21 protein-coding genes and 1 pseudogene are annotated in these 23,203 nt (G+C 73.3%); 8 read left to right on the top strand and 14 right to left on the bottom strand.

Features of this window, described 5'->3' with window-relative positions:
- Both moaA and JWR81_RS06060 read left to right on the top strand, forming a co-directional pair.
- Window positions 1-939, top strand: a 939-nt coding sequence (gene moaA, locus JWR81_RS06065) for a GTP 3',8-cyclase MoaA (protein ID WP_297647820.1), incomplete at its 5' end; no start/stop codon positions are given.
- Between the two features lie 15 nt (window positions 940-954).
- The gene (locus JWR81_RS06060) at window positions 955-1,215 is read left to right on the top strand and encodes a MoaD/ThiS family protein (RefSeq protein WP_297647818.1); all 261 of its coding nucleotides are present in this window, start codon (window positions 955-957) and stop codon (window positions 1,213-1,215) included.
- A gap of 363 nt (window positions 1,216-1,578) precedes the next feature.
- Here the strand turns inward: JWR81_RS06060 and JWR81_RS06055 are convergent, their stop codons facing one another.
- Window positions 1,579-2,457: a polysaccharide deacetylase gene (locus JWR81_RS06055; protein WP_297647816.1), complete on the bottom strand. Its 879-nt coding sequence runs from the start codon at window positions 2,455-2,457 to the stop codon at window positions 1,579-1,581.
- A 35-nt stretch (window positions 2,458-2,492) separates the two neighbouring features.
- Complete coding sequence (locus JWR81_RS06050; protein WP_297647814.1) at window positions 2,493-3,488, bottom strand: P1 family peptidase; 996 nt, start codon at window positions 3,486-3,488, stop codon at window positions 2,493-2,495.
- Window positions 3,489-3,617: 129 nt separating this feature from the next.
- Here JWR81_RS06050 and JWR81_RS06045 point away from each other — a divergent pair, with 129 nt between their 5' ends.
- Together JWR81_RS06045 and JWR81_RS06040 are read left to right on the top strand one after the other, a co-directional pair.
- Window positions 3,618-4,334, top strand: coding sequence for a 2OG-Fe(II) oxygenase (locus tag JWR81_RS06045; protein ID WP_297647811.1), 717 nt, complete (start codon window positions 3,618-3,620; stop codon window positions 4,332-4,334).
- A complete protein-coding gene (locus JWR81_RS06040) occupies window positions 4,334-4,975 on the top strand; it encodes an alpha-ketoglutarate-dependent dioxygenase AlkB (RefSeq protein ID WP_297647809.1) in 642 nt (213 codons plus the stop codon). Before JWR81_RS06045 ends, JWR81_RS06040 begins: the two co-directional genes overlap by 1 nt.
- Here the strand turns inward: JWR81_RS06040 and JWR81_RS06035 are convergent.
- The gene (locus tag JWR81_RS06035) at window positions 4,969-5,595 is read right to left on the bottom strand and encodes a TetR/AcrR family transcriptional regulator (protein WP_297647806.1); all 627 of its coding nucleotides are present in this window, start codon (window positions 5,593-5,595) and stop codon (window positions 4,969-4,971) included. The two genes, JWR81_RS06040 and JWR81_RS06035, sit on opposite strands and share 7 nt — an antisense overlap.
- Before the next feature lie 63 nt (window positions 5,596-5,658).
- On the opposite strand from JWR81_RS06035, the gene JWR81_RS06030 reads away from it, so the two are divergent.
- Window positions 5,659-7,107: an FAD-dependent monooxygenase gene (locus JWR81_RS06030; RefSeq protein ID WP_297647803.1), complete on the top strand. Its 1,449-nt coding sequence runs from the start codon at window positions 5,659-5,661 to the stop codon at window positions 7,105-7,107.
- A gap of 141 nt (window positions 7,108-7,248) precedes the next feature.
- Here JWR81_RS06030 and JWR81_RS06025 read toward each other — a convergent pair whose 3' ends face one another.
- The 5 genes from JWR81_RS06025 to mftF all read right to left on the bottom strand — a co-directional run bounded on the left by JWR81_RS06025 (window position 7,249) and on the right by mftF (window position 13,762).
- Complete coding sequence (locus JWR81_RS06025) at window positions 7,249-7,998, bottom strand: SRPBCC family protein (RefSeq protein WP_297647800.1); 750 nt, start codon at window positions 7,996-7,998, stop codon at window positions 7,249-7,251.
- 77 nt (window positions 7,999-8,075) lie between these two features.
- The gene (locus tag JWR81_RS06020) at window positions 8,076-8,927 is read right to left on the bottom strand and encodes a xanthine dehydrogenase family protein subunit M (RefSeq protein WP_297647797.1); all 852 of its coding nucleotides are present in this window, start codon (window positions 8,925-8,927) and stop codon (window positions 8,076-8,078) included.
- Complete coding sequence (locus JWR81_RS06015; RefSeq protein ID WP_297647794.1) at window positions 8,924-11,404, bottom strand: xanthine dehydrogenase family protein molybdopterin-binding subunit; 2,481 nt, start codon at window positions 11,402-11,404, stop codon at window positions 8,924-8,926. The genes JWR81_RS06020 and JWR81_RS06015 overlap by 4 nt, the downstream gene beginning before the upstream one ends.
- Window positions 11,405-11,923: a (2Fe-2S)-binding protein gene (locus JWR81_RS06010; RefSeq protein WP_297647791.1), complete on the bottom strand. Its 519-nt coding sequence runs from the start codon at window positions 11,921-11,923 to the stop codon at window positions 11,405-11,407.
- 273 nt (window positions 11,924-12,196) lie between these two features.
- Complete coding sequence (gene mftF / locus JWR81_RS06005) at window positions 12,197-13,762, bottom strand: mycofactocin biosynthesis glycosyltransferase MftF (RefSeq protein ID WP_297647788.1); 1,566 nt, start codon at window positions 13,760-13,762, stop codon at window positions 12,197-12,199.
- Window positions 13,763-14,039: 277 nt separating this feature from the next.
- On the opposite strand from mftF, the gene JWR81_RS06000 reads away from it, so the two are divergent.
- Complete coding sequence (locus JWR81_RS06000; protein ID WP_297647784.1) at window positions 14,040-15,182, top strand: alkaline phosphatase family protein; 1,143 nt, start codon at window positions 14,040-14,042, stop codon at window positions 15,180-15,182.
- A 57-nt stretch (window positions 15,183-15,239) separates the two neighbouring features.
- On the opposite strand, the gene mftE is transcribed toward JWR81_RS06000, so the two are convergent.
- From mftE to mftA, 6 genes are all read right to left on the bottom strand, one after another.
- On the bottom strand, window positions 15,240-15,947 hold the full coding sequence (mftE, locus tag JWR81_RS05995) for a mycofactocin biosynthesis peptidyl-dipeptidase MftE (protein WP_297647781.1): 708 nt from the start codon (window positions 15,945-15,947) through the stop codon (window positions 15,240-15,242).
- Window positions 15,944-17,851 carry a mycofactocin system FadH/OYE family oxidoreductase 2 gene (locus JWR81_RS05990; protein WP_297647778.1) on the bottom strand — a complete coding sequence of 636 codons (1,908 nt, stop codon included), beginning with the start codon at window positions 17,849-17,851 and terminating at the stop codon, window positions 15,944-15,946. The genes mftE and JWR81_RS05990 overlap by 4 nt, the downstream gene beginning before the upstream one ends.
- On the bottom strand, window positions 17,851-19,923 hold the full coding sequence (locus JWR81_RS05985; RefSeq protein WP_297647775.1) for a mycofactocin system FadH/OYE family oxidoreductase 1: 2,073 nt from the start codon (window positions 19,921-19,923) through the stop codon (window positions 17,851-17,853). The genes JWR81_RS05990 and JWR81_RS05985 overlap by 1 nt, the downstream gene beginning before the upstream one ends.
- A gap of 75 nt (window positions 19,924-19,998) precedes the next feature.
- Window positions 19,999-21,219, bottom strand: coding sequence for a mycofactocin radical SAM maturase (gene mftC / locus JWR81_RS05980; RefSeq protein ID WP_297647772.1), 1,221 nt, complete (start codon window positions 21,217-21,219; stop codon window positions 19,999-20,001).
- The gene (gene mftB / locus JWR81_RS05975; RefSeq protein ID WP_297647769.1) at window positions 21,216-21,521 is read right to left on the bottom strand and encodes a mycofactocin biosynthesis chaperone MftB; all 306 of its coding nucleotides are present in this window, start codon (window positions 21,519-21,521) and stop codon (window positions 21,216-21,218) included. The genes mftC and mftB overlap by 4 nt, the downstream gene beginning before the upstream one ends.
- 4 nt (window positions 21,522-21,525) lie before the next feature.
- Window positions 21,526-21,627 (bottom strand): mycofactocin precursor MftA, encoded by a 102-nt coding sequence (mftA, locus tag JWR81_RS05970; protein ID WP_297647766.1) that lies wholly within the window; start codon window positions 21,625-21,627, stop codon window positions 21,526-21,528.
- 126 nt (window positions 21,628-21,753) lie between these two features.
- On the opposite strand from mftA, the gene JWR81_RS05965 reads away from it, so the two are divergent.
- Both JWR81_RS05965 and JWR81_RS05960 read left to right on the top strand, forming a co-directional pair.
- A complete protein-coding gene (locus JWR81_RS05965; RefSeq protein ID WP_297647763.1) occupies window positions 21,754-22,848 on the top strand; it encodes a GNAT family N-acetyltransferase in 1,095 nt (364 codons plus the stop codon).
- A gap of 140 nt (window positions 22,849-22,988) precedes the next feature.
- Window positions 22,989-23,203, top strand: a pseudogene (locus JWR81_RS05960) (NDMA-dependent methanol dehydrogenase); the annotation flags it as partial.

Here is a 23,203-nt window from a genome sequence, read left to right as displayed (position 1 = left end):
CTCACCGACCGCTGCAACCTGCGCTGCTCCTACTGCATGCCCGCCGAGGGCCTGGACTGGATGCCGCGCGACGAGCAGCTCACCGACGACGAGCTCGTCCGGCTGATCGGCATCGCGGTGCGCGACCTCGGCATCGAGGAGCTGCGGTTCACCGGCGGCGAGCCGATGCTGCGCAAGGGCCTCGACGGCATCATCGCGGCGTCGGCGGCGCTGGAGCCGCGCCCCGACATCTCGCTCACCACCAACGGCGTCGGCCTCGCCCGCCGTGCGGAGTCCCTCGCCGCGGCCGGGGTCAACCGGCTCAACGTCTCGATGGACACGCTGCAGCAGGAGCGGTTCGCCACCATCACGCGCCGCGACCGCCTCTCCGACGTGCTGGAGGGCCTCGCCGCCGCCCGAGCCGCAGGCCTCGGTCCCGTCAAGATCAACACGGTGCTGCTGCGCGGCCTCAACGACGACGAGGCCGTGCCGCTGCTGCGCTTCGCCGTCGAGAACGGCTACGAGCTGCGGTTCATCGAGCAGATGCCGCTCGACGCGCAGCACGGCTGGGCGCGCAACGAGATGGTCACCGCAGGCGAGATCATGGAGTCGCTGCGCACGGCGTTCACGCTCACGCCCGACCCGACCGAGCGCGGCGGTGCCCCGGCCGAGAAGTGGCTCGTCGACGGCGGGCCGGCCGTGGTCGGGGTCATCGCCTCGGTCACCCGCCCGTTCTGCGGCGCCTGCGACCGCACCCGCCTCACCGCCGACGGCCAGGTCCGCTCGTGCCTGTTCGCCCGCACCGAGACCGACCTGCGCGCCTTGCTCCGCGGCGGTTCCACGGACGCGGAGATCGCCGACACCTGGCGCGACGCCATGTGGGGCAAGCTCGCCGGCCACGGCATCGACGACCCCGGCTTCCTGCAGCCGGACCGCCCGATGAGTGCCATCGGAGGCTGAGGACACTTGTCCACCATGACCACCACGACCGTCACCGTGCGCTACTTCGCCGCCGCCCGCGCGGCCGCGGGCGTCGAGGCGGAGAAGATCCAGCTCCCGGCCGACGCCACGGTCGCCGCCCTGCTGGCCGCTGTCGCCGAGCAGCACGGCCCGGACCTCGCCCGGGTCCTGGAGCGCTGCAGCTACCTTCTCGACGAGGTGGCCGTCCGCGACCACGGCACGGTGCTGGGCACCGACGCCACGCTGGACGTCCTGCCCCCCTTCGCCGGCGGCTGAGCTCCCCCGACGACCCGTGATCGCGGCCGGAGCGCCCTCACGCAGGTGCGACCGCGCGTGAGGTCGCCCGGACGGCGATCATGCTCCGGACGGCTCGCACCGCCTCCGGCATCTCCTGGTCCGGCCCGCCCCCGCCGACGGGTGCCGCAACCTCCGCTGCCACCGCGTCGACCAGCGCGCCGAGCGTGCGGCACACGGTGGTGCGACCCGTGCGGGTGGCCACGGTCCAGCCCCCGGGAACGGCCCGCACCGTCAACGCCGGGCACGCCGCATCCACCGCCCTGGCCAACACGGCCCGGCGCCGCGGCCCGGCGACCAGCCTCCCGTCCGGATCCGGCGGCGGCCCGCCGCACGCCCCGCACATCAGGTACGGGGGCGGCGCTTGAGGAAGTCCTGCGCGATCTGGTCGAACGTCGCCCAGCGCACGCCCTCGTGGCCGTTGATGTGCTCGATGAGCCGCTCCAGCATGAGCAGCACCTGCGGGCGGCCGGACACGTCGGGGTGGATCGTGAACGTGAACACGGCGTAGTCGCTCTCCCGGTACACCCAGTCGAACTGGTCGCGCCACATCTCCTCGATGTGGCGCGGGTTCACGAAGCCGTGGCTGTTGGGACTGGTCTTGATGAACATCATCGGCGGCAGGTCGTCGAGATACCAGCTGGCCGGGATCTCGACGAGGTCCGTCTCCTCGCCCCTGACCAGCGGCCTCATCCACTCCCGGGCGGGCTTGTCGTAATCGATCGGCGTCCAGGAGTCGCCGACGCGCACGTAGTAGGGCTCGAAGTCGCGGTGCATCAGCGAGTGGTCGTAGGTGATGCCGCGCTCCAGCAGCAGCTCGTTGGTGACGCGGGAGAACTCCCACCACGGCGCGACGTACCCGGTGGGACGTCGTCCGGCCCGCTCGGTGATCAGCGACGTGCAGTGATCGAGGATGTCCGACTCCTGCTCGCGCGTCATCGCGATCGGGTTCTCGTGGCTGTAGCCGTGCAGGCCGATCTCGTGGCCCCCGGCGACGACCTCGTCGAACTCCGCCGGGAAGGTCTCGATCGAGTGCCCGGGCCAGAACCAGGTGGCGGGCAGCTCGTAGCGGGCGAGCAACCGATTCAGACGCGGGACGCCCACCTCACCCGCGAAGACGCCACGGGAGATGTCCCCCGGCGAGTCCTCGCCACCATAGGAGCCCAACCAGCCCCCCACGGCGTCGACATCGATCCCGAACGCGACGAAGATCTCTTTGGCCATGCCACGAGTACAGCACTTACAGCACTGCGACGGGCTCAGCGCAGACCGGCGATCTCCCGGTAGCTCCGCCAGGTCCCCGCGGTCTCGGCAGCGAGCACAGCGTGCGCCATGGCCCGGGAGACGACGTCGGCGGCCGCGGCCTGCAGCGCGAAGAGGCCCGGGGGCTCCGGCGCGGGACGGGCCGCGGTGGACAGCCCGAAGATCACGTCCCCGTCCATGATGGTGTGTACCGGCGAGACGGTGCGGGCGAGCCCGTCATGACCCATCGTGGCCAGCCGTCGGCACCCGGACTTGTCCAGCGTGATGTCGGTGGCGACGACGGCCAGCGTGGTGGCCGTTCCCGGGGTCGGCAGACGGGGCGCGGCCCGCAGTGCGGCACGCGTGTCGTCACCGATGGTGATCTCCGGGAACTCCCCGTCCAGCCCCATCCGGACGCCGAGCGGTACGCCCGTCGCCGGGTCCAGCGCCGACCCCACGGCGTTCGCGACCACGAGGGCCGCCACCACGGCCCCGCCGTCCAGCACGACACTCGCCGTGCCGACCCCGCCCTTGAGGCCGCCCACCACGGCCCCCGTCCCGGCCCCGACGCAGCCCTGCGCGACCGGCCCGTCGGTGGCCGCGTCGTAGGCCTCGGCGCCCACGTCGGCGTCCGGACGCGCCGAGAAGTCGCCTCCGCGACCGAGGTCGAACAACACGGCGCCCGGGACGATCGGCACCACCCCGCCCGGCACGTCGAACCCGACGCCCGCCGCCTCCAGCCGCGCGACGACCCCGCCCGCGGCGGCCAGGCCGTACGCGCTGCCACCCGTCAGGACGATCGCGTGCAGCCGTGGGACGAAGGCGCCGGGGTCGAGCAGGTCGGTCTCGCGCGTACCGGGCGCGGAGCCCCGCACGTCCACACCGCCGACCGCGCCGCCGAGCGGGGCCAGCACCACAGTGGTGCCGCTCATTGCTCCGGGCCGGTCGAGGGCCGCGTGGCCGACCCGCAGGCCGGGCACGTCGGTCAGGGCGTTGTGGGGTCCACTGCGCATCCACCCATCCTGCCCGGTCAGCCGCCGGTCCTGATCTCCGCACAGGCCACCGCGGCCGCCGCGGTCATGGCCGATCCGAAGGTCCGATTCCCGCCAGCACAGGGCCGGGACGGCGACGAGAGTGGACCCATGCGCACCGACCTCGACACCGTCCCGGCCCTCGCCGGGCTCGACTGGACCGACCTGGAGGAGCGCCTGGGCACTGACGGCGTCGCGACCACCCCGCCGCTGCTCGCCCCCGACCAGTGCGCGGAGGTGACCGCGATGTTCGACGAGGACGCTTGCTTCCGCAGCACCGTCGTGATGGCCCGGCACGCGTTCGGCGAGGGCAGCTACCGCTACTTCGCGGATCCGCTGCCGCCCCTGGTGCAGGAGCTGCGCGAGCGGCTCTACCCGCCGATCGCGGCCATCGCGAACCGCTGGGCGCGGGTCCTCGACGAGCCGGCGTTCCCCACCGACCTCGACGGCCTGCTCGGCGCGTGCGCCGACCTCGGGCAGCACCGGCCCACCCCGCTCGTGCTGCGCTACGGCCCCGGCGGCTACAACTGCCTGCACCAGGACGTCTACGGCGACCTGACGTTCCCGCTGCAGTTCCTCGTCATGCTCTCGCGCCCCGACGAGGACTTCACCGGCGGCGAGAGCGTGTTCGTGGAGCAGCGGCCGCGCCAGCAGTCGCGGCCGGTGGTGCTGCGGCCGCGGCAGGGCGAGGCGGTGATCTTCCCGGTGCGCCACCGCCCGAAGCTCGGCTCGCGCGGCTACCACCGCGTGCAGATGCGTCACGGCGTGAGCGCCGTGCACAGCGGCAGCCGGCACGTGCTGGGCATCATCTTCCACAACGCCCGCTGATGCTCTTCCCCCGTGAACGACGCGTGCTCGCGCCCGGCGCCGTGCACGTGCCGGACTGGCTGGACCTCGAGCAGCAGCGCCGGCTCGTCGTGGCCTGCCGGAAGTGGGCGAGCGAGGGGCCGGGCATCCGGGCCGCGACGCTGCCCAACGGCGGCCGGATGACCGTGCGCGCCGTCTGCCTGGGCTGGCACTGGTACCCCTACCGCTACTCCCGCACGAGAGACGACCAGGGCGGCTCCCCGGTGACGCCGTTCCCGGAGTGGCTGGGTGACCTGGGCCGGGAGGCGCTGGCCGACGCCTACGGTGAGCCCCGCGACTACCGCCCCGACGTCGCGCTGATCAACCACTACGACGGTGACGCCCGCATGGGCCTGCACCGCGACAGTGACGAGGAGGCGCCCGATCCCGTGGTCTCGTTCAGCATCGGGGCGGCGTGTCTGTTCCGGTTGGGCAACACCGAGAACCGCGGCCGGCCGTGGACCGACGTCGAACTGCACTCGGGCGACCTGCTGGTCTTCGGCGACGCATCACGGCTCGCCTACCACGGCGTGCCGAAGCTGCTCCCCGGCTCGGACGTTCCCGACGCCGGGCTGGCCTGCGGACGCCTGAACATCACGCTGCGGGTTTCCGGTCGTCAGTAGCCCAGTCCAGCCGCACCCCCTCCGAGCAGCGCGAACGCGTCGTCGACGTCGGTGACGGTGCGCGGGTACAGCTCGTCAGCGGTGGTGCCCGCGACGAGGGCCGCCGCGTTCGTGCGCGCGAGTGCCTGCTGCACGGCGACGACCTGCGTGGCCAGCAGCCGGGGCCGGAGGCCGACGTCGGACGGCACGGCCTCGCGCAGCGCCGCGGTGAGGGCGTCGACGTCGGCGGCACCGAGGTCGGTCACCCGCGAGGCGAGACTCGGTGTCTCGAACACCAGGCGGTGGAACGCGAGCACCTGCGGGTGGTCGCAGAGCCCGGTGACGGGGTCGCGCCGCTCCAGGCCCGCCCGGAAGGTGCGGTGCAGGGCGGCCAGCGGTGTCTCCCCCTCGGCGCGACCGCGCACCACTCGCGCGGCCTCACCGATGTGGTCGTCGAACCGGTGCACCACCAGGTCCTCCTTGGTGGGGAAGTACCGGAACAGCGTCGGCTTGGAGATCTCCACCGCCGCGGCGACATCGGCCGTGGAGACGTCGTCGAAGCCGTCGCGCAGGAACATCGCGATCGCGGCGTCGGCGATCGCCTGGCGCGTCCGCTCCTTCTTCCGCTCCCGCAGACTCACCGCAAGACCCTATCAAACGTTACTCAGTTGTATTTATTGCCGGGTTGTGTTGAGTTGGGCCCCATGGACACCACCGTGCTGATCGTCGGCTCCGGCCCCACCGGGCTGGTGCTCGCCTGCGACCTCGCCCGTCGCGGCGTCGACCTGCGGATCGTCGAGAAGTCGCCGGACTTCCCGCGCAGTTCGCGCGCCAAGGGCCCCAACGCGCGCAGCCTCGAGGTGCTGGCCGACCTCGACGTCCTCGCCGCGGCCACGGCAGCAGGCGCGAGCCCACCGGTCATGCGCAAGTACTGGGAGGGCGCATGGGTCGTTGACAGCGACCCCTCCGTCTCCCGCGGGCTCATGATCGCCCAGTACCGGCTGGAAGAGATCCTGCGGGAGCGGCTCGCCGGGTTCGGCGCCCACGTCGAGCTGGACACGGAGGTCGTCGGCATCACGCAGGACGACGACGGCGTCACCGCACGGCTGGCCGACGGCCGCAGCATCACCGCCTCGTGGCTGGTGGGATGCGACGGCGGGCACAGCGCCGTCCGGAAGCTGGTCGGCGCCCGGTTCGACGGCACCAGCCATCCCGAGCAGGTGATGGTGTGCGGGGACGTCGAGATGGACGGTCCCGACCGCGGCGTCTGGCACCAGTGGTTCGACGCCGAGGGCGGGGTGATGCTGTGCCCGATCCCCGGCACGGCCCGGTCGTGGTGGTTCCAGGCGGGACCGGAGCACGACGCCGACGGCGGGGTCGTCGAGCCCACGCGCGAGGGCTTCCAGCGCCTGCTCGACCGGCACGCCCGCGTTCCCGGTCTGGCCGTCGCCGCGACCGCGCTGCTCTCGACCTACCGCGTCAACGCCCGCATGGTCGACCGCTACCGGTTCGGGCGCGTGTTCCTGGCCGGCGACGCCGCGCACGTGCACCCCATCGCGGGCGGCCTGGGCATGGACACCGGCATCCAGGACGCGTTCAACCTCGGCTGGAAGCTCGGGACGGTCGCCACCGGGGAGGCCGGTCCCGCGCTGCTCGACACGTACGAGGAGGAGCGGCTGCCGATCGCCGCGTGGACGCTCGAGATCTCCTCGGAGCGGTTGCGGGACGCGCTGGACGCCGTCGCCCGGCCCGGCGGCGGCCTGGACGTGGTGGTCACGAAGGACACCACCGGCCTCGGCGTGGGCTACCCGTGGAGCTCGCTGGCGGGATCGGGACCGCAGGCCGGGATGCGAGTCCCGGACGCCCTGTCCCTCGACGCCGTCGGCCGCTTCAGCCTCCTCGGCTTCGGGGCGTGCGCCCCACACGCTCTGCACGCCACCGCGCAACGGTGGAGCGGGCCGCTGCAGATCCGCACGATGGACCCGGCCGACGGCCGTGCGTACGGGATCGACGGGGACGCGCTGGTGCTGGTCCGCCCCGACGGCCACATCGCGCTCACCGCGCCGGACGCCGGTCCGGTACTGGCCTACCTCGCCGACGTGATCACCTCGTCCGGCCGCGACGTCAGCCGGATGCGCACCAGCCCGCAGTGACAGGACTCGTGGACGACGGTGCCCTCGCTGGTCGCGTGCCGGGACGCTGTCCGCCGCCACCGGGCCCGCACCCACGTTGCAGCAGAGCCACCTTCAGGCAACCAGATGACATGAAGGTGGCTCTGCTGCAGTCGGGGTGGGTCAGCTCGAGCGGAGCTTCCGGATCAGGAAGATCACCAGGAACAGCAGCACGCCGCCGCCGACCACCGGCGCGAGGCGCTTGAGCACGGGCGAGCCCGCGGTGTCGAGCAGGTCGATCGCGTCGATGCTGCTCTTCATCGGCGTGAACGGGGCCGCTGCAGGCTTCGGCGTGGTGGCTGCCGGAGTGCCGGCCGGGGTGGTGGCCGTCGCGGTGGCGGTGGAGCCCGTGGCGGCGCCGTTCGTGCTGCCCGCAGCCGCAGCCGCGGGAGCCGCGGTGGTGGTGGCGGGAGCGGCGGCCTCCAGCTCGGGGGCCAGCTTCTCGGCCACGCACGCGGCGAACTGACCGATGATCTTGTCGGCAACGTCGGAGATGACGCCGCGGCCGAACTGCGCCGGACGGCCGGTGATGGTCATGTCGGTGACCATCGTGACGGCGGTCTTGTCCGGGCCGTCGGACTTCATCGTGCCGGTGACCGTGGCGTTGGCGGTGCCGTTGCCCCGCGAGTCACGCCCGCTCGCGTCGATGACGACGCGGTGGTTGGCGTCATCACGCTCCTTGTAGGTGCCCTTGCCCTTGTACGTCAGCGAGATCGGCCCCAGCTTGACCTTCACGGTGCCGACGAACGTGTCGCCCTCGTACTCCGTGAGGGTGGCGCCCGGGAAGCACGGGGCGATGGTCTGCGGAGTGTTCAGCGCCTCCCACGCCTTCTCGATCGGCGCCTCGATGGTGAACTTGTTCTCCAACTGCATTGGGGTCTCCTCAAAGGAAATGCAGACGTCCGCCCCGGGGGTGCCCCGGAGCGGACGTCAGCAGTGGATCTACAGCGTCAGCCTGCAGCGGCCAGCACCGCGCGGCCGGTGAGCACCTTGGCCAGGTGCTCACGGTAGTCCGCGGCGGCGTCGGCGTCACTCGGAGCCGCCGTGCCCTCGGTCGCATGCTCGGCAGCGGCCCGCACCGCGTCGGCGGTGGCGGACTGCCCGACGAGCGCCTGCTCCACGCCGGTGGCGCGGATCGGCGTGGTGCCCATGTTCGTCAGCCCGACGCGGGCCTCCGAGATGGTGCCGCCATCGACCTTGATCGCCGCGGCCACCGCGCACATCGACCACGCCTGGGCGGTGCGGTTGAACTTCTCGTAGTGGCTGCCCCAGCCCGTGTACTTCGGGAACCGGATCTCGGTGAGGATCTCGCCCTCGCCGATGGCCGTGGTGAAGTAGTCCACGAAGAAGTCCTTCGCGGTGACGGTCCGGTTGCCCGACGCCCCCGCGATGACCATCTCGGCCTCCAGCGCGAGCGCCGGGGCCCCGAGGTCGCCCGCCGGGTCCGCGTGGGCGAGCGAGCCGCCCAGCGTGCCGCGGTGGCGCACCTGGTTGTCGGCCACCGTGGCCACGGCCTGCCCGAGGAGCGCGACGTGCTCCTTGACCAGGTCGTCGCGGATGATGTCGTGGTACGGCGTCATGGCGCCGATCACGATGCGGTCGCCGTCGTCACGGATGCCGCGGAGCTCCGCGATCCCGCCGAGGTCGATGATCACCGACGGCGCCGCGAGGCGCAGCCGGAGCACCGGGAGCAGGCTCTGGCCGCCGGCCAGGATCTTCGCGTCGTCCCCGCCCTCTACCAGCGCCGTGATGGCGTCGGCGACCGACGCCGGCTTGACGTAGTCGAACTTGGACGGGATCACAGGACCTCTCCCTGGGGGTTGTTCGGGTCGATCGAGCCCAGGCCGGCACCCGGCGAGTGGGTGTCGATCGGGGTCTCCTGGGTGGCGGCGCCCTTGGCGTCCTGGATGGCCCGCCACACCCGCTGCGAGGTGCAGGGCATCTCGACGTTGGTCACGCCGAGGTGGCGCAGCGCGTCGATCACGCCGTTGACGATGGCCGGCGTCGAGGCGATGGTGCCCGCCTCCCCGACGCCCTTGACGCCCAGCGGGTTCGACGTGGCCGGCGTGCTGACCGTGGCCGTGTCGAAGCTCGGCAGGTCGGCGGCCGACGGGAGGGTGTAGTCGACGAACGTGCCGTTGACCAGCGTGCCCTGCTCGTCGTAGTTGGCCTCCTCGAACAGGGCCTGCGCGATGCCCTGGGCGAGACCGCCGTGCACCTGACCCTCGACGATCAGCGGGTTGACCACGTTGCCGATGTCGTCCACGCAGACGTACTTGCGCAGGTCGACGTGACCGGTCTCGGTGTCGATCTCGATCGCGGCGAGGTGCGTGCCGTGCGGGAACGAGAAGTTCTCGGGGTCGAAGACCGCGTCGGCGTCGAGGCTGGGCTCCATGTCCTCGGGGTAGTCGTGCGCCATGAACGCGGCGAACGCCAGCTCCTGGATGGCCTTGCCCTTGTCGGTGCCCTTGACCGTGAAGTTGCCGGCCGAGAACTCGATGTCGTCCTCGGACGCCTCGAGCAGGTGCGCTGCCAGCTTCTTGGCCTTGGCGATGACCTTCTCCGCGGCCTTGACGATGGCGATGCCACCGACGACCAGCGAGCGCGAGCCGTAGGTGTCGAGGCCCTTGGGCGAGATCTGGGTGTCGCCGTGCAAGACCTCGACGTCCTCGAACGGCACGCCCAGCTGGTCGGCGACGATCTGGCTGAACGCCGTCTCGTGGCCCTGGCCGTGCCCCGATGCGCCGGTGATGACCTCGACCTTGCCGGTGGCCAGCATGCGGATGCTGGCGGCCTCCCAGCCACCGGCGCCGTAGGCCAGCGAACCGAGCACGCGGGACGGCGCGAGGCCGCACATCTCGGTGAAGGTCGAGATGCCGATGCCGAGCTGGACCTTGTCGCCGGACGCGCGGCGCTCCTCCTGCTCACGGCGCAGGCCGGCGTAGTCGAACGTCTCCATCGCCTGCTGCGTGGCCTGCTCGTAGTTCCCCGAGTCGTAGGTGAGGCCCACGACGGTGGTGAACGGGAACTCCTCGTGCTTGATCCAGTTCTGCTGGCGCAGCTCCATCGGGTCGCGGCCGAGCTCGACGGCGAGCTCGTCCATGATCCGCTCGATGGCGAACGTGGCCTCCGGGCGCCCGGCACCGCGGTAGGCGTCGGTGAGCGTCTTCGTGGTGAAGACGTTGGTGCAGGTGAACTTCAGCGCCGGGAACTTGTAGATCGAGTTGAACATGAACGCGCCGAGGATCGGCACGCCCGGGCCGACGAGGCCGAGGTAGGCGCCCATGTCGGCGAGCAGGTGGACGTCGAGGCCGGTGACCGTGCCGTCCTTCTTCGCCGTGATCGTGATGTCCTGGATCTGGTCGCGGCCGTGGTGGGCGGCGAGCAGGGACTCCGAACGGGTCTCGGTCCACTTGACCGGCTTGCCGAACTTCTGCGCGATGGCGACGCAGAGCATCTCCTCGGGCAGGACGCCGATCTTGCCGCCGAAGCCGCCGCCCACGTCCGGGGCGATGACGCGCAGCTTGGACTCCGGGACGCCCAGCGTCACCGTGGTCATGGTGCGCAGGATGTGCGGCACCTGGGTGGCCGCGTACACCGTGATCTGCTCGCCCGACGGGTCGACCACGCAGGAGCGCGGCTCCATGAACGCCGGGATCAGGCGCTGCTGGATGAAGCGGCGCTTGACCACGATCGAGTCGGGGTCGGCCTCGGCGGCCGCGATGGCCTCGTCGATGCTGCTGCCGGTGCCCGCGGCGCCGGAGTCGAACACCCAGGTGGCGTTCTCGTTCGTGCCCAGGTCCGGGTGGACCAGGGTGGCGCCCTGCGCGAGGGCCTCCTCCATGTCCAGGACCGGCTCGAGCGGGTCGTAGTCGATCTCGACGAGGTCGCCGGCGTCGCGAGCCTCGGCGGCCGTGCGGGCCAGGACCACGGCCACGCCCTCACCGGCGAAGTGCACGGTGGTGTTGGCGAGCAGCGGACGCTGCGGGGACTTCATGTCCGGCGTGATCGGCCATGCGCAGGGCAGGCCGACGGCCTCCACGCCCAGGTCCGCGGCGGTGTAGACGCCCACGACGCCGGGGGAGGCCTCGGCGGCGGACTTGTCGACCCCGGTGATCGTCGCGTGCGCCAGCGGCGAGCGGACGACATGCATGTGCAGCGTGCCGTGCGGTGTGATCGAGTCGGTGTAGCGGGAGCGTCCGGTGATGAGGCGCGCGTCCTCCTTGCGGGTGCGCGCCTTGCCGATTTCGAGAGTGGTGGGATCGGCGGTCGCAGTCATCTAGTTGCCTCCTCCGGCGACGGACGCCGTGGCCGGGGTGTCCGAGGTGGCGCCGGGCTTCATCTTCTGGGCCGCGCCCTGCACCGCGCGCACGATGTTCTGGTAACCCGTGCAACGGCAGAGGTTGCCCTCGATGCCCTCGCGGACCTCGTGCTCGTCGGGGTCGGGGTTGTCACCGAGCAGGTCGATGGACTGCATGATCATGCCGGGGGTGCAGTAGCCGCACTGGAGGGCGTGGAACTCGTTGAACGCCTCCTGCACGGGGTGCAGCTTCCCGTCGCGGGCGATGCCCTCGATGGTGGTGACCTCGGCGCCGTCGGCCTGGACGGCCAGCACCGAGCAGGACTTCACGCTCTGCCCGTTCAGATGGACGGTGCATGCGCCGCAGTTGCTGGTGTCGCAGCCGACGAGGGTGCCGGTCTTGCCCAACTGCTCCCTCAGGTAGTGGACCAACAACGTGCGGGGCTCGACGTCGTCGGCGTAGCTCACGCCGTCGACGGTGACCCGGACCTGTGTCATATGAGTCTTCTCCTCAACCGCAACCTCGATGTCGGGTCACGCAGGACTTCCCGGGGGGACCACCGGGGCGCGGGACACGCCGCGCTCCGGTACCGCTCACGCCGTTGTGGCGGCGAGCACATCACACCGCTGATCATCGACCGCTGCAACCAGCGCGCGGGGCATCCGGCAGGCGACAGTCGGGGCGCCTACCGACAAACGGGTGTCGCCTCCGCGAAAGCGGATCTCAACTAGCTTCTGTTCCGTAGAAACGGAGGACTGACAGCCGCTTTATCAGCCGTTCGGACTAATCCTGACGGACTGCACCAGGGCATCGGGAGAGGTGGCCACGGGCCTCGGAGACGGCGCGGACGCCCCCGTGCGGCCTGGTAGCAGCGGTGCGAGCGTGCGGTGGCGCCACGCGCCCCACCACAACCCCGCCCCGTAGGCGAGGTCGTCGAGTCGGCGCGCCAGCACATACCCGGGCAGGCGCGGGCGCACCCGGGGATCGCGGCCCCGGTGGCGGGCGAAGTCCACCACGCCCTCGGCGAGTGCCACCGCCGCCACGGTGCGCCGGGCCCGTCGCGACACGAGGCAGGCCAGCGCCGCCACGGGCCAGTAGTGGCGGGTGACGGCGTCGGCCGTCTGGGCAACGGCCCCGACCGCGCCCAAGCCGATCAGCCGGGTGGCCGTGGCCCGCGGGTGCTCCACGCGTCCGAGCCTGCGGGAGAGGCGCTCGGCCGCCGCCGCACTGACCGCCACCGCCGACAGCGGACGTCCGAGGAGCACCAGCACGCCCACCGCAGCCGACCACGGGCTGAGCACCATCGGCGGCACGGCGCCCTCGTGGCGCATCGCGAGCGGGGCCGCGCCCGTGCCGTAGTAGGCCTTGCGCAGCCACCACGCCTTCGCCGTCGTCCGGTGGTCGTGGGCCACGCGCGACACCGGCTCGTACCGCAGCCGCCAGCCCGCCGCGTGCAGGCGCAGCACGAGGTCGACGTCCTCGGCGACGTGCATGGCCTCGTCGAACCCCTCCCCCACGGCCACCCGCCGGACGAGCAGCGCGGCGCTCGGCACGTAGGCGACGCGGGAGCGGGGGACGATCAGGGCCGGATCGGGTCCGAGGTCGAGTGACGACCGGACGGCCTCGTAGGCCTGCAGCCAGCTCGTCCCCGGGTCGAGGGCGATGATCCGCGGAGCCACCAGCCCGACGGCCGGGTCGGCCAGCCGTGCGAGCAGCGGCGCGAGCCAGCCGGGTTCGGGCACGACGTCGGAGTCGAGGAACGCCACGAGCGGGGTGATCGCCGCGGCGAGGCCGGTGTTGCGCGCGGCCGCGGGCCCCCGCGAGGCCGGATGGCGCAGCACGCGCCCGCTCGCGCGCTCGGCGACCGCCCGGATCCCGGCCGGGTCGGCGGAGCCGTCGTCCACCACGAGCAGCCCGCCGAGCCCGTCGGGGAGGGCGGCCAGCAGCCGCTGCAGGCCGGCGGCCCGATCCTTGACCGGGACGACGACGGTGACGTCGGCGCTGGTCGGCGCGTTCCCGACGGGGTGGGCGACGCGATCCGGGGTCAGGTCGGACCCCGGGCCGTCGGCCACGGTCGGTACCGCGTCCACCGGCACGTCGACGGGGTGGGCGATGCCGGCGTCGAGCAGGGTGCGGGCCAGCGCGGCCGACGTGCGGTCGGCGACGGTGAACGCGCCGCCGTCGGCGATGAGGGCGCTGGCCGCGCGCGAGAGACGCAGCATCCGGGGCGGGGCGCCGCCGAGCAGCACGGCGCCGCCGTCGAGGACGCGGGCCCGGCGCTCGAGCGCGACGCGCATGCCCAGGGGGAGCGCGGTGTCGCGGGGCCCCTCGCTCATCCGCCACCCCCGCACCGATCTCGGGCAGGGGGTTGCCCGCGGTGCTCCGAGAACCGCCCTCCGCCCGTGGTCACTGCCGTGGAGCGGTCGGGTGGGGCGGCCGGGCGCGCGCGGGGGTCGACGGTGGCCATGCCCGGAGCTTAGGCCGCGGGAGCCGGCCATCAAGATCGCTGCACACCGCACCCGGGACCGGACCCGAGTACGCCCGGTGATCGCCGCGTCCCGCACGCCACCGCCCCACGCAGGGCGCCGGCGCGGCACCTGCGAGGCTGCGCGCGTGACGAGCCCGGTCCTCCCCGCATACGGCCACCGCTCGCTCGCGGAGGTGCTCCCCGCCCTGCTGACGGCGCTGGGCGAACCGCAGCGCCCGTCGGACCTGGTGATCGAGCCGGCGCGCGCCGCGGCACTGCTCCTCGTCGACGGCCTGGGCTCCGACCTGCTGCGCAGCCACGCCGCCGATGCCCCGTTCCTGTCGTCGCTCCGCGACGCGGGGCCGCTCACCGTCGGGTTCCCGTCGAGCACCGCCATCAGCCTGGCGTCGCTCGGCACCGGCACGCCGCCGGGCGTGCACGGCATCATCGGCATCTCCTTCCGCGTCTCCTCCGACGTCGTGATCGACGCGCTGCGCTGGACCGTCCACGGTCCGGATGAGTCCGTCGACCTGCGCGAACGGTTCCCTCCGGAGGAGGTGCAGCCGGTGCCGACCATGTTCGAACGGGCCGCTGCCGCCGGCATCGAGGTGGGCGTCGTGTCGGCGCGGGCGTACCGCGGGTCCGGGCTGACCCTCGCCGCCCTGCGTGGAGGGCGGTTCCGGGGCGCCGTCGCCATCGGCGACCTGGCCGCCGAGGTGATCGCCGCCGTCACCGGCCCGGGCAGGCGGCTCTGCTACGGCTACCACGCCGACCTCGACACGCTCGGCCACATGCACGGGCCGGGATCGCTGCCGTGGCGGATGCAGCTGCGGCAGGTGGACCGGCTGGCCGCGTCGATCGCCGAGTCCCTCCCGTCGGACGCGGTGCTCGCGGTGACGGGCGACCACGGCATGGTGGCCGTCGACCGCATCTGGGACGCCGACACCGACGACGGCCTGCGCCGCGGCGTCCTGACGCTGGGCGGTGACGCGCGGGCCCGCCACGTCTACGCCCACCCCGGTGCCGCGGACGACGTCCTCGCCGCGTGGCGCTCGATCCTCGGCGACGCCGCGTGGGTCGTACCGAGGGAGCAGGCGATCGCGGAGGGGTGGTTCGGGCCGCTCGGGCCGCACGTGGCCGACCGGATCGGCGACGTGGTGACGGCCGCCCGCGGCACGGCGGCCGTCATCCGCTCGGAGGCCGAGCCGCTGATCTCCCGGATGCCGGGGCAGCACGGCTCCCTGTCGGCCGAGGAACAGCTCGTCCCCCTGTTGCTCCACCGCGGCTGACCCGCGAGCTCGCGAGGGCGGGGCGTACCGGGAGCGCGACTCGCGGGGATCGCTTCCTCAGCTGAGGCGGCCGCGGGCGTCCGGCTCCCACCGGGCCAGACGGTCACGCAGCTGCGCCACCATGTGGGCCAGGAGCTCCTCGCCCTCCTCCGCCGTGGCGTCGCGGGGGTCGCCGAGCACGCCGTTCGGGCTGGCCGCGGCCACGCCCCCACGCGTCAGGACCGGGAGCAGCGTCACCAGCGACTCGATGTTGCCCACCTCGATGTCATCGCGCCGCACGACGCCGGGGTCGAGTGCCAGCAGGATCGACGTCTCCGTACGACCCGCGTGGGCGTCGCCCTTCGGGACCGCGCAGCCGAACCACGCCGCGTCCCGCCCCTCGTGACGCAGCTGCGCCACCGCGTCGGGGACGGTGGGCAGGTTGCCGCCGTGGCCGTTGACGAACAGCAGCCGCGACGCCCACTCCCCCGCGGAACGCCCGAGCTCGACCAGTACCAGGCGCAGCGCCTCGTGGCCGATCGACAGCGTGCCGGGAAACCCCTGGTGCTCCCCCGACGCGCCGTAGGCAACGGGTGGGGCGAGCAGCACCACCGGGTCGTCCTGCACCGCCCGCCGGGCGACGGCGGCGGCGATGCGGGCGTCGGTGTCCAGCGGCAGGTGGGGGCCGTGCTGCTCCAGCGAGCCGACGGGGACGACGACGGTGCGGGGCGCCGGGCCATTGAGCTCGGTCCAGGTGCGCTCCCCCAGACGGACGGGGCCGGTCACAGGGAAACCGCCACGCGCTCGCCCTCGATCACCGCGGCGTGGACCCGACGCGGCGCGAGACAGTCGCCGATCCGGTGCACCGGACGCCCGGAGCTGCGCAGGGCCTGCCACAGCGCGTCGTCGGGGCGCGGGTGCACGGCGCAGACGACCCAGTCGTAGCGGGCCTGCGCGACCGTGCCGACGGTGTGGTGCAGCACGTCAAGGACGACGCCGGGCCGCGCGCCGACCACGACGCGGTCGGTGCTCAGCGTGATCCCCGCTGCGGCGGCGCGGCGGTGGAAGTTCTCCATGTCCAGTGTGATCCCCAGATCCTGCCCGACGACCATGCCCGGCGTCATGATCTCCACCGAGCAGCCACGGGCGGCGAGCAGCTCCGCCGTCGACGTCGCGTGGTGGAAGCCCAGCTCGTCCACCGCGAGCACCGATCCGGCAGGGTCCGCGGTGCCGTCGAGCACGTCGCGCACGTCGACGACGCGGTCGAGGCCCTGCGCCCACGCCGGGCGCGCGGGCACGGCGCCCGTCGCGAGCACGACGACGTCCGGCGCGTGCCGTTCGATCTCCGCTGCGTCGACGTCCACGCCGGTGCGGACGTCGACGCCGAGCCGGAGGCACTCGGCGAGCGGGACGTCGACCATCGCGGCGAGCTCGCCCCGTCCGGGGGCGGTGGCCGCGAGCCGCACCTGACCACCGGTGACCCCCGCGCGTTCGCACAGCGTCACCCGGTGGCCGCGGGCTGCCGCCGTCGCCGCAGCCTGCAGCCCGGCCGGCCCGCCTCCGACGACGAGCACCCGACGCCCGGGGACCGTCGGCGCCGGGAGCGGCAGCGCCTCCCGGCCCGCCCGCGGGTTCTGCGCGCAGCCGAGCCACCGGTTGAGACCCACGCGTCCGACGCACTCCTGGTTGCAGGCCGAGCAGGTGCGCACGGCCGTGCCGGCGCGGGCCTTCGCGGCGAAGTCGGGATCGGCGACCTGCCCCCGGACGACGCCGACGAGGTCACACACCCCGTCGGCCAGCGCGCGTTCCGCCTGTTCGGGGGCGCCGAACCGGCCGACCCCGATCACCGGAACGTCGACGGCCTTCCGCAGCGCGGACGGGACGAACAGCGCGTAGTCGCGCGGCACGTGCATCGACGCCTCGATCAGGTGCAGCGTGGAGGTGGCGACGCCGATCGAGGTGTTGACGTGGTCGACGTACGCCTCGACGCGGCGCGCGGTCTCGACGGCCTCCTCGAGCGGGATGCCCCCGGCGATGCCCTCGTCGCCGCAGAGCCGGATGCCGAGCACCCGGTCCGGGCCGATCGCCGCGCGCACGGCCTCGATCACCTCGAGCACGACCCGGGAGCGGTCCTGTCCGTAGGCGTCGGTGCGCCGGTTGGTCAGCGGGGACAGGAACTGCCGCAGCAGCGACGCGTGCGAGCACTGGATCTCCACGCCGTCGAACCCGCCCGCGACGCAGTGCTGCGCGGTCATCGCGTACCCCTGCACCACCTCGCGGATCTCCGCGACCGTGATCTCCTTCGGCACCTCGCGGAACATCGGGTCGGCCAGTGGGGAGGGCGCCCACAGCGGCTGCCGCGAGTACATCCCCGACGCCTGCCCGCCGTTGTGGTTGAGCTGCGCGAGCACCGCCACGCCGTGCGCGTGGACGGCGTCGGTGATCCGCCGGTAGCCCGGGATCACCGCGGGGTCGTGGCCCCGGATCAGCTTCTCGTAGGGCCGGTCGGCCTGGTGCACGGAGTGCTCCTCCGTGATCACCAGCCCGGCACCGCCCGCGGCCCGCGCGGCGTAGTACGCGGCGTGCTGCTCGGTGGGCATCCCGTCGACGGCCGCGTTGGTGAGGTGGGCGGAGAAGACGATGCGGTTGCGCAGGGTCAGTGGCCCCAGGCGGAGCGGTTCGAACAGCATCACACCTCCCGCGCAATCGCGGCCGCGCCACGCCGGCCCTCCAGCACGGCCTCGTGCAGGGTCCGGGGAGCCACGCAGTCGCCGGCGCGCACGAGGTGGGGCCGGGCGCGCCAGAGAGCATCGTCGGGTAGGCGGTGGCCGCAGTCGACCACCACCGCGCACGGGATCTCCCGCTGTTCCCCGGTCCAGGCGTGCTCCAGCACCGCCACCCCGTACGGACCCGACCGCCGATCCGTGTCGACTCGCGCGTCGGATCGGGTCGACCCGCGCGCCGGATCGGGTCGGCTCCCGGCGGTGGGGGGGACGACTCGCGTCAGCTGGGACAGCAGCGCGCGCCGCACCCCGGCCCGGTCCAGGCGGGCGTTGGCGGGGGCCAGGTCGCCGGTGAGGGACAGCTGGGTGCCGGCGACCTGGTCGGGCGTGACGAGCGTCGTGTCCCGTCCGAGCGCCGCGAGCTGCTCGGCCACGCCGACACCCGTCCCGTCGCCGACGGGGTCGTGCACGACGACCGGGCCCACGGGCAGCGCCGCGCCACCTGCGAGCTCGGCGGCGGTCAGCACCGGCACCGCGGACGGGCAGGGGCGCGGCGCCGACCGTGAGCCGGTGGCGAGCAGCACCGCGACGCCGTCGCGGGCGGCGGCGTCGAGGTCGGCCGGCTCCACCCGGACGCCCGTCTCGACCGTCACCCCCAGCCGCGCGAGCTCCCGCTCCCACCACGGGATGAGCACGCCCATGCGGGACCGGCCCGCGACGGCCGCGGCCAGCCGCAACGCACCGCCCAGCACGGGCGACTGCTCGGCGAGCCGCACCCGGTGCCCCGCCAGCGCCAGCTCCCGCGCGGCCTCGAGGCCGGCCGGCCCGCCCCCGACCACGAGCACGTCCCGCGGGGGCACCGGCTCGGCCACCGGCACCTCGGTCTCGTGCCCCGCGTCGGGCTCGGCGTCGTCGGAGACGATGGGGTTGCGGGGGTCGCGGACGTGGGTGCGCCGGTTCGACAGGGTGCACGGACGGATCCGCTCCGGGGCTCCCGCGCGGACGTGTGCGACGAGGTCCGGGTCGGTGATCTGCGCGCGCGTCATCTCCACGAGGTCGCACACGCCGTCGTCGAGGGCGGCCTGTGCGAACGCGGGATCGACGACGCTCCCCTGCAGCACGACGGACGGCCCACCCTCACCGGCCGACGTGCCTCTGCCCGTCGACGGGATCCGAGCCGGATCGGGACGGCCCTCCGACCCCTCCACCGCCGCGCGGACGGACGCGCACAGGTCCCGGTTGAAGCCCGGCTCCGTGTGCAGGTCGGGGCGGGTGGCGTGGGTGGCCGTCCCGGAGCCCCGCACCACCGCGAGGAGGTCGACGTCCAGCGTCGCCGCCGTGGCCGCGGCGTCGGACGGTGTGACCCCCGCCCACGGCGCCAGCTCGTCGCAGGACATCCGCAGGCCGAGGATCCGGTCCTCCCCGAGTTCGGCCCGGACCGCGCCGAGCACTTCGCGCAGCAGCAGCGCACGGTCGCGCCCGTAGCCGTCGGCGCGGTGGTTGGTGAGCCCGGAGAGGAACTGCCGCAGCAGCGAGTACTGCCCGGCGTCGATCTCGACACCGTCGAGGTCCGCCTCCACCGCGAGCGCGGCCGCGGCGGCGAACCCGTCGACGAGCGCGTCGATCTCGGGCTGCTCCATCTCCATCGGCATCTCGCGGGTGGCGACGTCGGCTGTGCGCGACGGTGCCCACAACGCCTGCTGGTGGTACGCCGAGCTGCCCTGCGCGCCGGCGTGGCCGAGCCCGGCGAGCACCAGAGCGGGGCGGCACGCCCACCGCACCGCGGCCCAGCCCGCGACGCAGTCGGCCGCCAGCGGCGCCCGCTCGTAAGGGTGGTCGGACGGGTGCACCGACGCCGTCTCGGTGACGATCACGCCGCACCCACCCGTGGCCCGGCGCGCGTAGTACGCGACGTGCCGGTCGGAGATCTCCCGGCGCCGGGCGAGGTTGGTGGGATGCGGCCCGAACAGCACGCGGCTGGGGGCGACCCGCGTCCGCACCAGGACGGGCCCCCCGAGCGTCCCCATCTCAGCGATCAAGGCCCCGGTGTCGCCTGTGGATCTCCACGGACGACATCGAGGCCTTGATCAGCGTTTCGGGACCGGGCGCGTGCGTCAGGCCCGCGCCGCCGCCGGGCTCAGGCGCGTGTCGGCCACGCCGTCCACCAGCGGGCTGGTCTCGCAGGCCTTGTCCGGGCGGGTGCCCAGCTGCAGCATGACCGGGCCCTTGGGCGTGCGGGAGTTCCGCGGCGCCGAGCGGGAGTGGTCGACGTCCGACTTCGGGACCTCCACCCCGTCCCGGGCCGCGAGCGCCTGCTCGCCGAACCCGCGCACGCACTCCGGGTCGGGCCCGTCGAGCGGGAGGCCGGTGAAGAACTTGGCCGCCATGCAGCCGCCCTGGCACGAGTCGTAGTGCATGCACGACGCGCACGCGCCACCGGTCTGCGGCTGGCGCAGCTCGGTGAACAGGTCCGAGTTCTCCCAGACCTCCTTGAACCCGCCGGGCGAGCGGACGTTGCCGGCGAGGAAGTTCTCGTGGATCGCGAACGGGCAGGCGTAGACGTCGCCGACCGGGTCGATCAGGCACACCACGCGTCCCGCGCCGCACAGGTTCAGCCCGGGGAGCGCCTCGCCGAACGCGGAGAGGTGGAAGAACGAGTCGCCGGTGAGCACCTGGTCGCCCTTGGCGACGAGCCAGTCGTACATCTGCTTCTGCTGCGACGGGAGCGGGTGCAGCTCGTCCCAGACGTCGGCGCCGCGGCCGGACGGGCGCAGGCGCGTGATGCGCAGCTGGGCGTTGTACTTGTCGGCGATCGACTTGAACTCGTCGAGCTGGTCGACGTTCTGGCGCGTCATGACGACGGAGATCTTCGGCTGCCCGAAGCCCGCCTCGGCGAGGTTCTCCAGCGCGCGGATCGCGGTGTCGTACGAGCCGGGGCCGCGCACGTGGTCGTTGACCTCGGCGGTGGCGCCGTCGAGCGAGATCTGCACGTCGACGTAGTCGGTGCGCGCGAGCTGCTCGGAACGCTTCTTGTCGAGCTTGATGCCGTTCGTGGAGAACTTGACGCCGACGTTGTGGTCGATCGAGTAGTCGAGCAGCTCCCAGAAGTCCGGCCGCACGGTCGGCTCACCGCCGCCGATGTTGATGTAGAAGACCTGCATCCGCTGCAGCTCGTCGATCACGCCCTTGGCCTCGGCGGTCGTGAGCTCGCGGGGGTCGCGCCTGCCGGAGGACGACAGGCAGTGCACGCACGCCAGGTTGCAGGCGTAGGTGAGCTCCCAGGTCAGGCAGATCGGGGAGTTCAGGCCGTACTGGAAGTGATCGACCAGCTTCACGAACGCTCCTCGATGGTTCCGTTGGCTGCCAGACCGGCGAGAGCACGCAGGTAGGCGGGGCGCTGGGATTCCTCGACGCCGGCCGCCTCGATGGCGGCGTGGACGTCGGGGTGGTTCTCGAGACCGGAGACGACGGCGACGAGCTCGGGTGTCTTCAGGAACGACAGCTTGCGGGTACCGAAGTGGTAGACGAGAGCGCCGAAGGGCTCGGGGCGCAGCGCCACGCTCGGGCTGCACCGGTAGGGCAGCCCGGGGTCGAACGCCGGGCCTGCCGAGGCAGACCCGGCGCCGGCATCCGCCACGGTGCTAGTAGACACCGCACATGCCGTCGATCGAGACCTCTTCCACGAGGGTCTCCTCGACCAAAGGCTCTTCGGGGGCGGATTGGGCATCCTGTGCGGGGGCCATCGGCAGCTCCTGACGTCGCGGGTATCGGGCGTCCCGACGCTAATTGGCACCGGGTGCCAAAGACAAGAGCCGCTCACCGATCGACAGGGCGTGCCTGTCCGATCGGAGGGGCGCGAGACTGGCCGCGTGACCGAACCGCTGCTGCATCTGGCCACCCCCGCCGAGTGGCGGGCCCATCTGGCGGCGGGGGCGATCGTCCCGTCCGTCGCCGAGTTCGTGCACCTCTCGACGCCCGCGCAGGTGGCCCTGCCCGCCGGACGGCTGTTCGCCGGGCGCACCGACCTGCTGCTGCTCGTGCTCGACCCCGACCGGATCGGCGTCCCCGTGAAGTGGGAGCCGGGCCTGCCCACCGACCCGGCCGACATGCGGTTCCCGCACGCCTACGGCCCGGTGCCGACGAGCGCCGTCGTCGCCGTGCCGCCCTACCGCCCGCGCACGGACGGCGGGTTCGACGCCCCGGCGATCCCGCCCCTCGACGACGCCGCGCGCACGTCGGAGTTCTCGCTGCTCCGCCGCGTCGCGACCACCGAGGAGCCGGTGAGGGGCGGGGTGGCGGTGCTCACCGCACCGGTGTCACGCTCCCACCAGCACAACCAGCTGCTCCTCGACGGCCCGACCGATGTGGCCGCGCTCGTCGCCGACGCCGACCGGGTGCTCGGCGGGGCCGGCCTGCCACACCGGCGCGCACTGCTGTCCGGGCAGCACCTCGCCCCCGTCGCGTCCGCGCTGACCGGGCTGGGCTGGGAGGTCGAGGAGCTCATCGGCATGGCCGCCCCACCGCCCGCGGTACGGCCGGCGTCGAGCGGCGCCGCGGGGCGGATCGACATCGAGACCGCGCGCCCGTTCTGGGACGCGATGTGGCGCCGCGAGCTGCGCGGCGTCGACGACGTCACGGTCGCGCAGCTCACCGACCGCCACCTCCTCGAGGACGAGGTGGTGGACCTGCGCTGCCTGGCCGTCCGCGAGGAGGGGGAGGTCGTCGCGGCCTGCCTGCTCAAGGTCGACGGCGCCACCGCCGTCGTCGACGCCGTGGACACCGCGCCCGGCCACCAGCGCCGGGGCCACGGGAACGCCCTGCTGGCAGAGGCGTTCGCGCAGGCCGGAGCGGCCGGCTGCGACCTCGTCACCCTGCAGGCGGACGTCGCGGACTGGCCCCGCGACTGGTACGCGCGGCGCGGCTTCAGGGCGGTGGCGCGGGGCTGGGTCGTGAGCCGCGCGTGAGCCGAACCCTCCCTCGTGCCCGTGCCGACCTGCCCGATCGGAGGGTGTCCTCCCCGTCGCCGTGACGGTCTTTCTGTGCGTCGGCCCACAACGCCCCTAGCGTCGCCTTCGACCACCCCCCTGCACCAGAAAGGGCTGCCATGCAGGTCGAAGAGATGCTTCCGCAGTTTCCGATCAAGGAGTTCCACCCGTTCCCGAGGGCGCTGCTGGGCCCGGGAGCGCACGAGCTGATCGGTCCGGAGGCCCTCAAGCTGGGCTTCAAGAAGACGCTGGTGATGACGTCCGGCCTGCGCGGCTCGGACATCGTGCACAAGATCGTCGAGTCGATGAAGTACCACGGCCTCGAGGTGGTCGT

This window comes from Pseudonocardia sp. (genome assembly GCF_025965585.1).
Classification (GTDB): domain Bacteria; phylum Actinomycetota; class Actinomycetes; order Mycobacteriales; family Pseudonocardiaceae; genus Pseudonocardia.
Note: the sequence above shows the minus strand (reverse complement) of the source record. Positions and strands in the feature narration are given on the sequence as shown.

Coding starts and splice junctions, on each gene's coding strand:
- JWR81_RS06045 (WP_297647811.1), top strand. CDS start 3,618: ATGCGCACCGACCTCGACACCGTCCCGGCCCTCGCCGGGCTCGACTGG.
- mftA (WP_297647766.1), bottom strand. CDS start 21,627: ATGGCCCCCGCACAGGATGCCCAATCCGCCCCCGAAGAGCCTTTGGTC.
- JWR81_RS06030 (WP_297647803.1), top strand. CDS start 5,659: ATGGACACCACCGTGCTGATCGTCGGCTCCGGCCCCACCGGGCTGGTG.
- JWR81_RS06025 (WP_297647800.1), bottom strand. CDS start 7,998: ATGCAGTTGGAGAACAAGTTCACCATCGAGGCGCCGATCGAGAAGGCG.
- JWR81_RS06010 (WP_297647791.1), bottom strand. CDS start 11,923: ATGACACAGGTCCGGGTCACCGTCGACGGCGTGAGCTACGCCGACGAC.
- JWR81_RS06040 (WP_297647809.1), top strand. CDS start 4,334: ATGCTCTTCCCCCGTGAACGACGCGTGCTCGCGCCCGGCGCCGTGCAC.
- mftF (WP_297647788.1), bottom strand. CDS start 13,762: ATGAGCGAGGGGCCCCGCGACACCGCGCTCCCCCTGGGCATGCGCGTC.
- JWR81_RS06055 (WP_297647816.1), bottom strand. CDS start 2,457: ATGGCCAAAGAGATCTTCGTCGCGTTCGGGATCGATGTCGACGCCGTG.
- JWR81_RS06060 (WP_297647818.1), top strand. CDS start 955: ATGACCACCACGACCGTCACCGTGCGCTACTTCGCCGCCGCCCGCGCG.
- JWR81_RS05990 (WP_297647778.1), bottom strand. CDS start 17,851: ATGCTGTTCGAACCGCTCCGCCTGGGGCCACTGACCCTGCGCAACCGC.
- JWR81_RS06050 (WP_297647814.1), bottom strand. CDS start 3,488: ATGCGCAGTGGACCCCACAACGCCCTGACCGACGTGCCCGGCCTGCGG.
- JWR81_RS06015 (WP_297647794.1), bottom strand. CDS start 11,404: ATGACTGCGACCGCCGATCCCACCACTCTCGAAATCGGCAAGGCGCGC.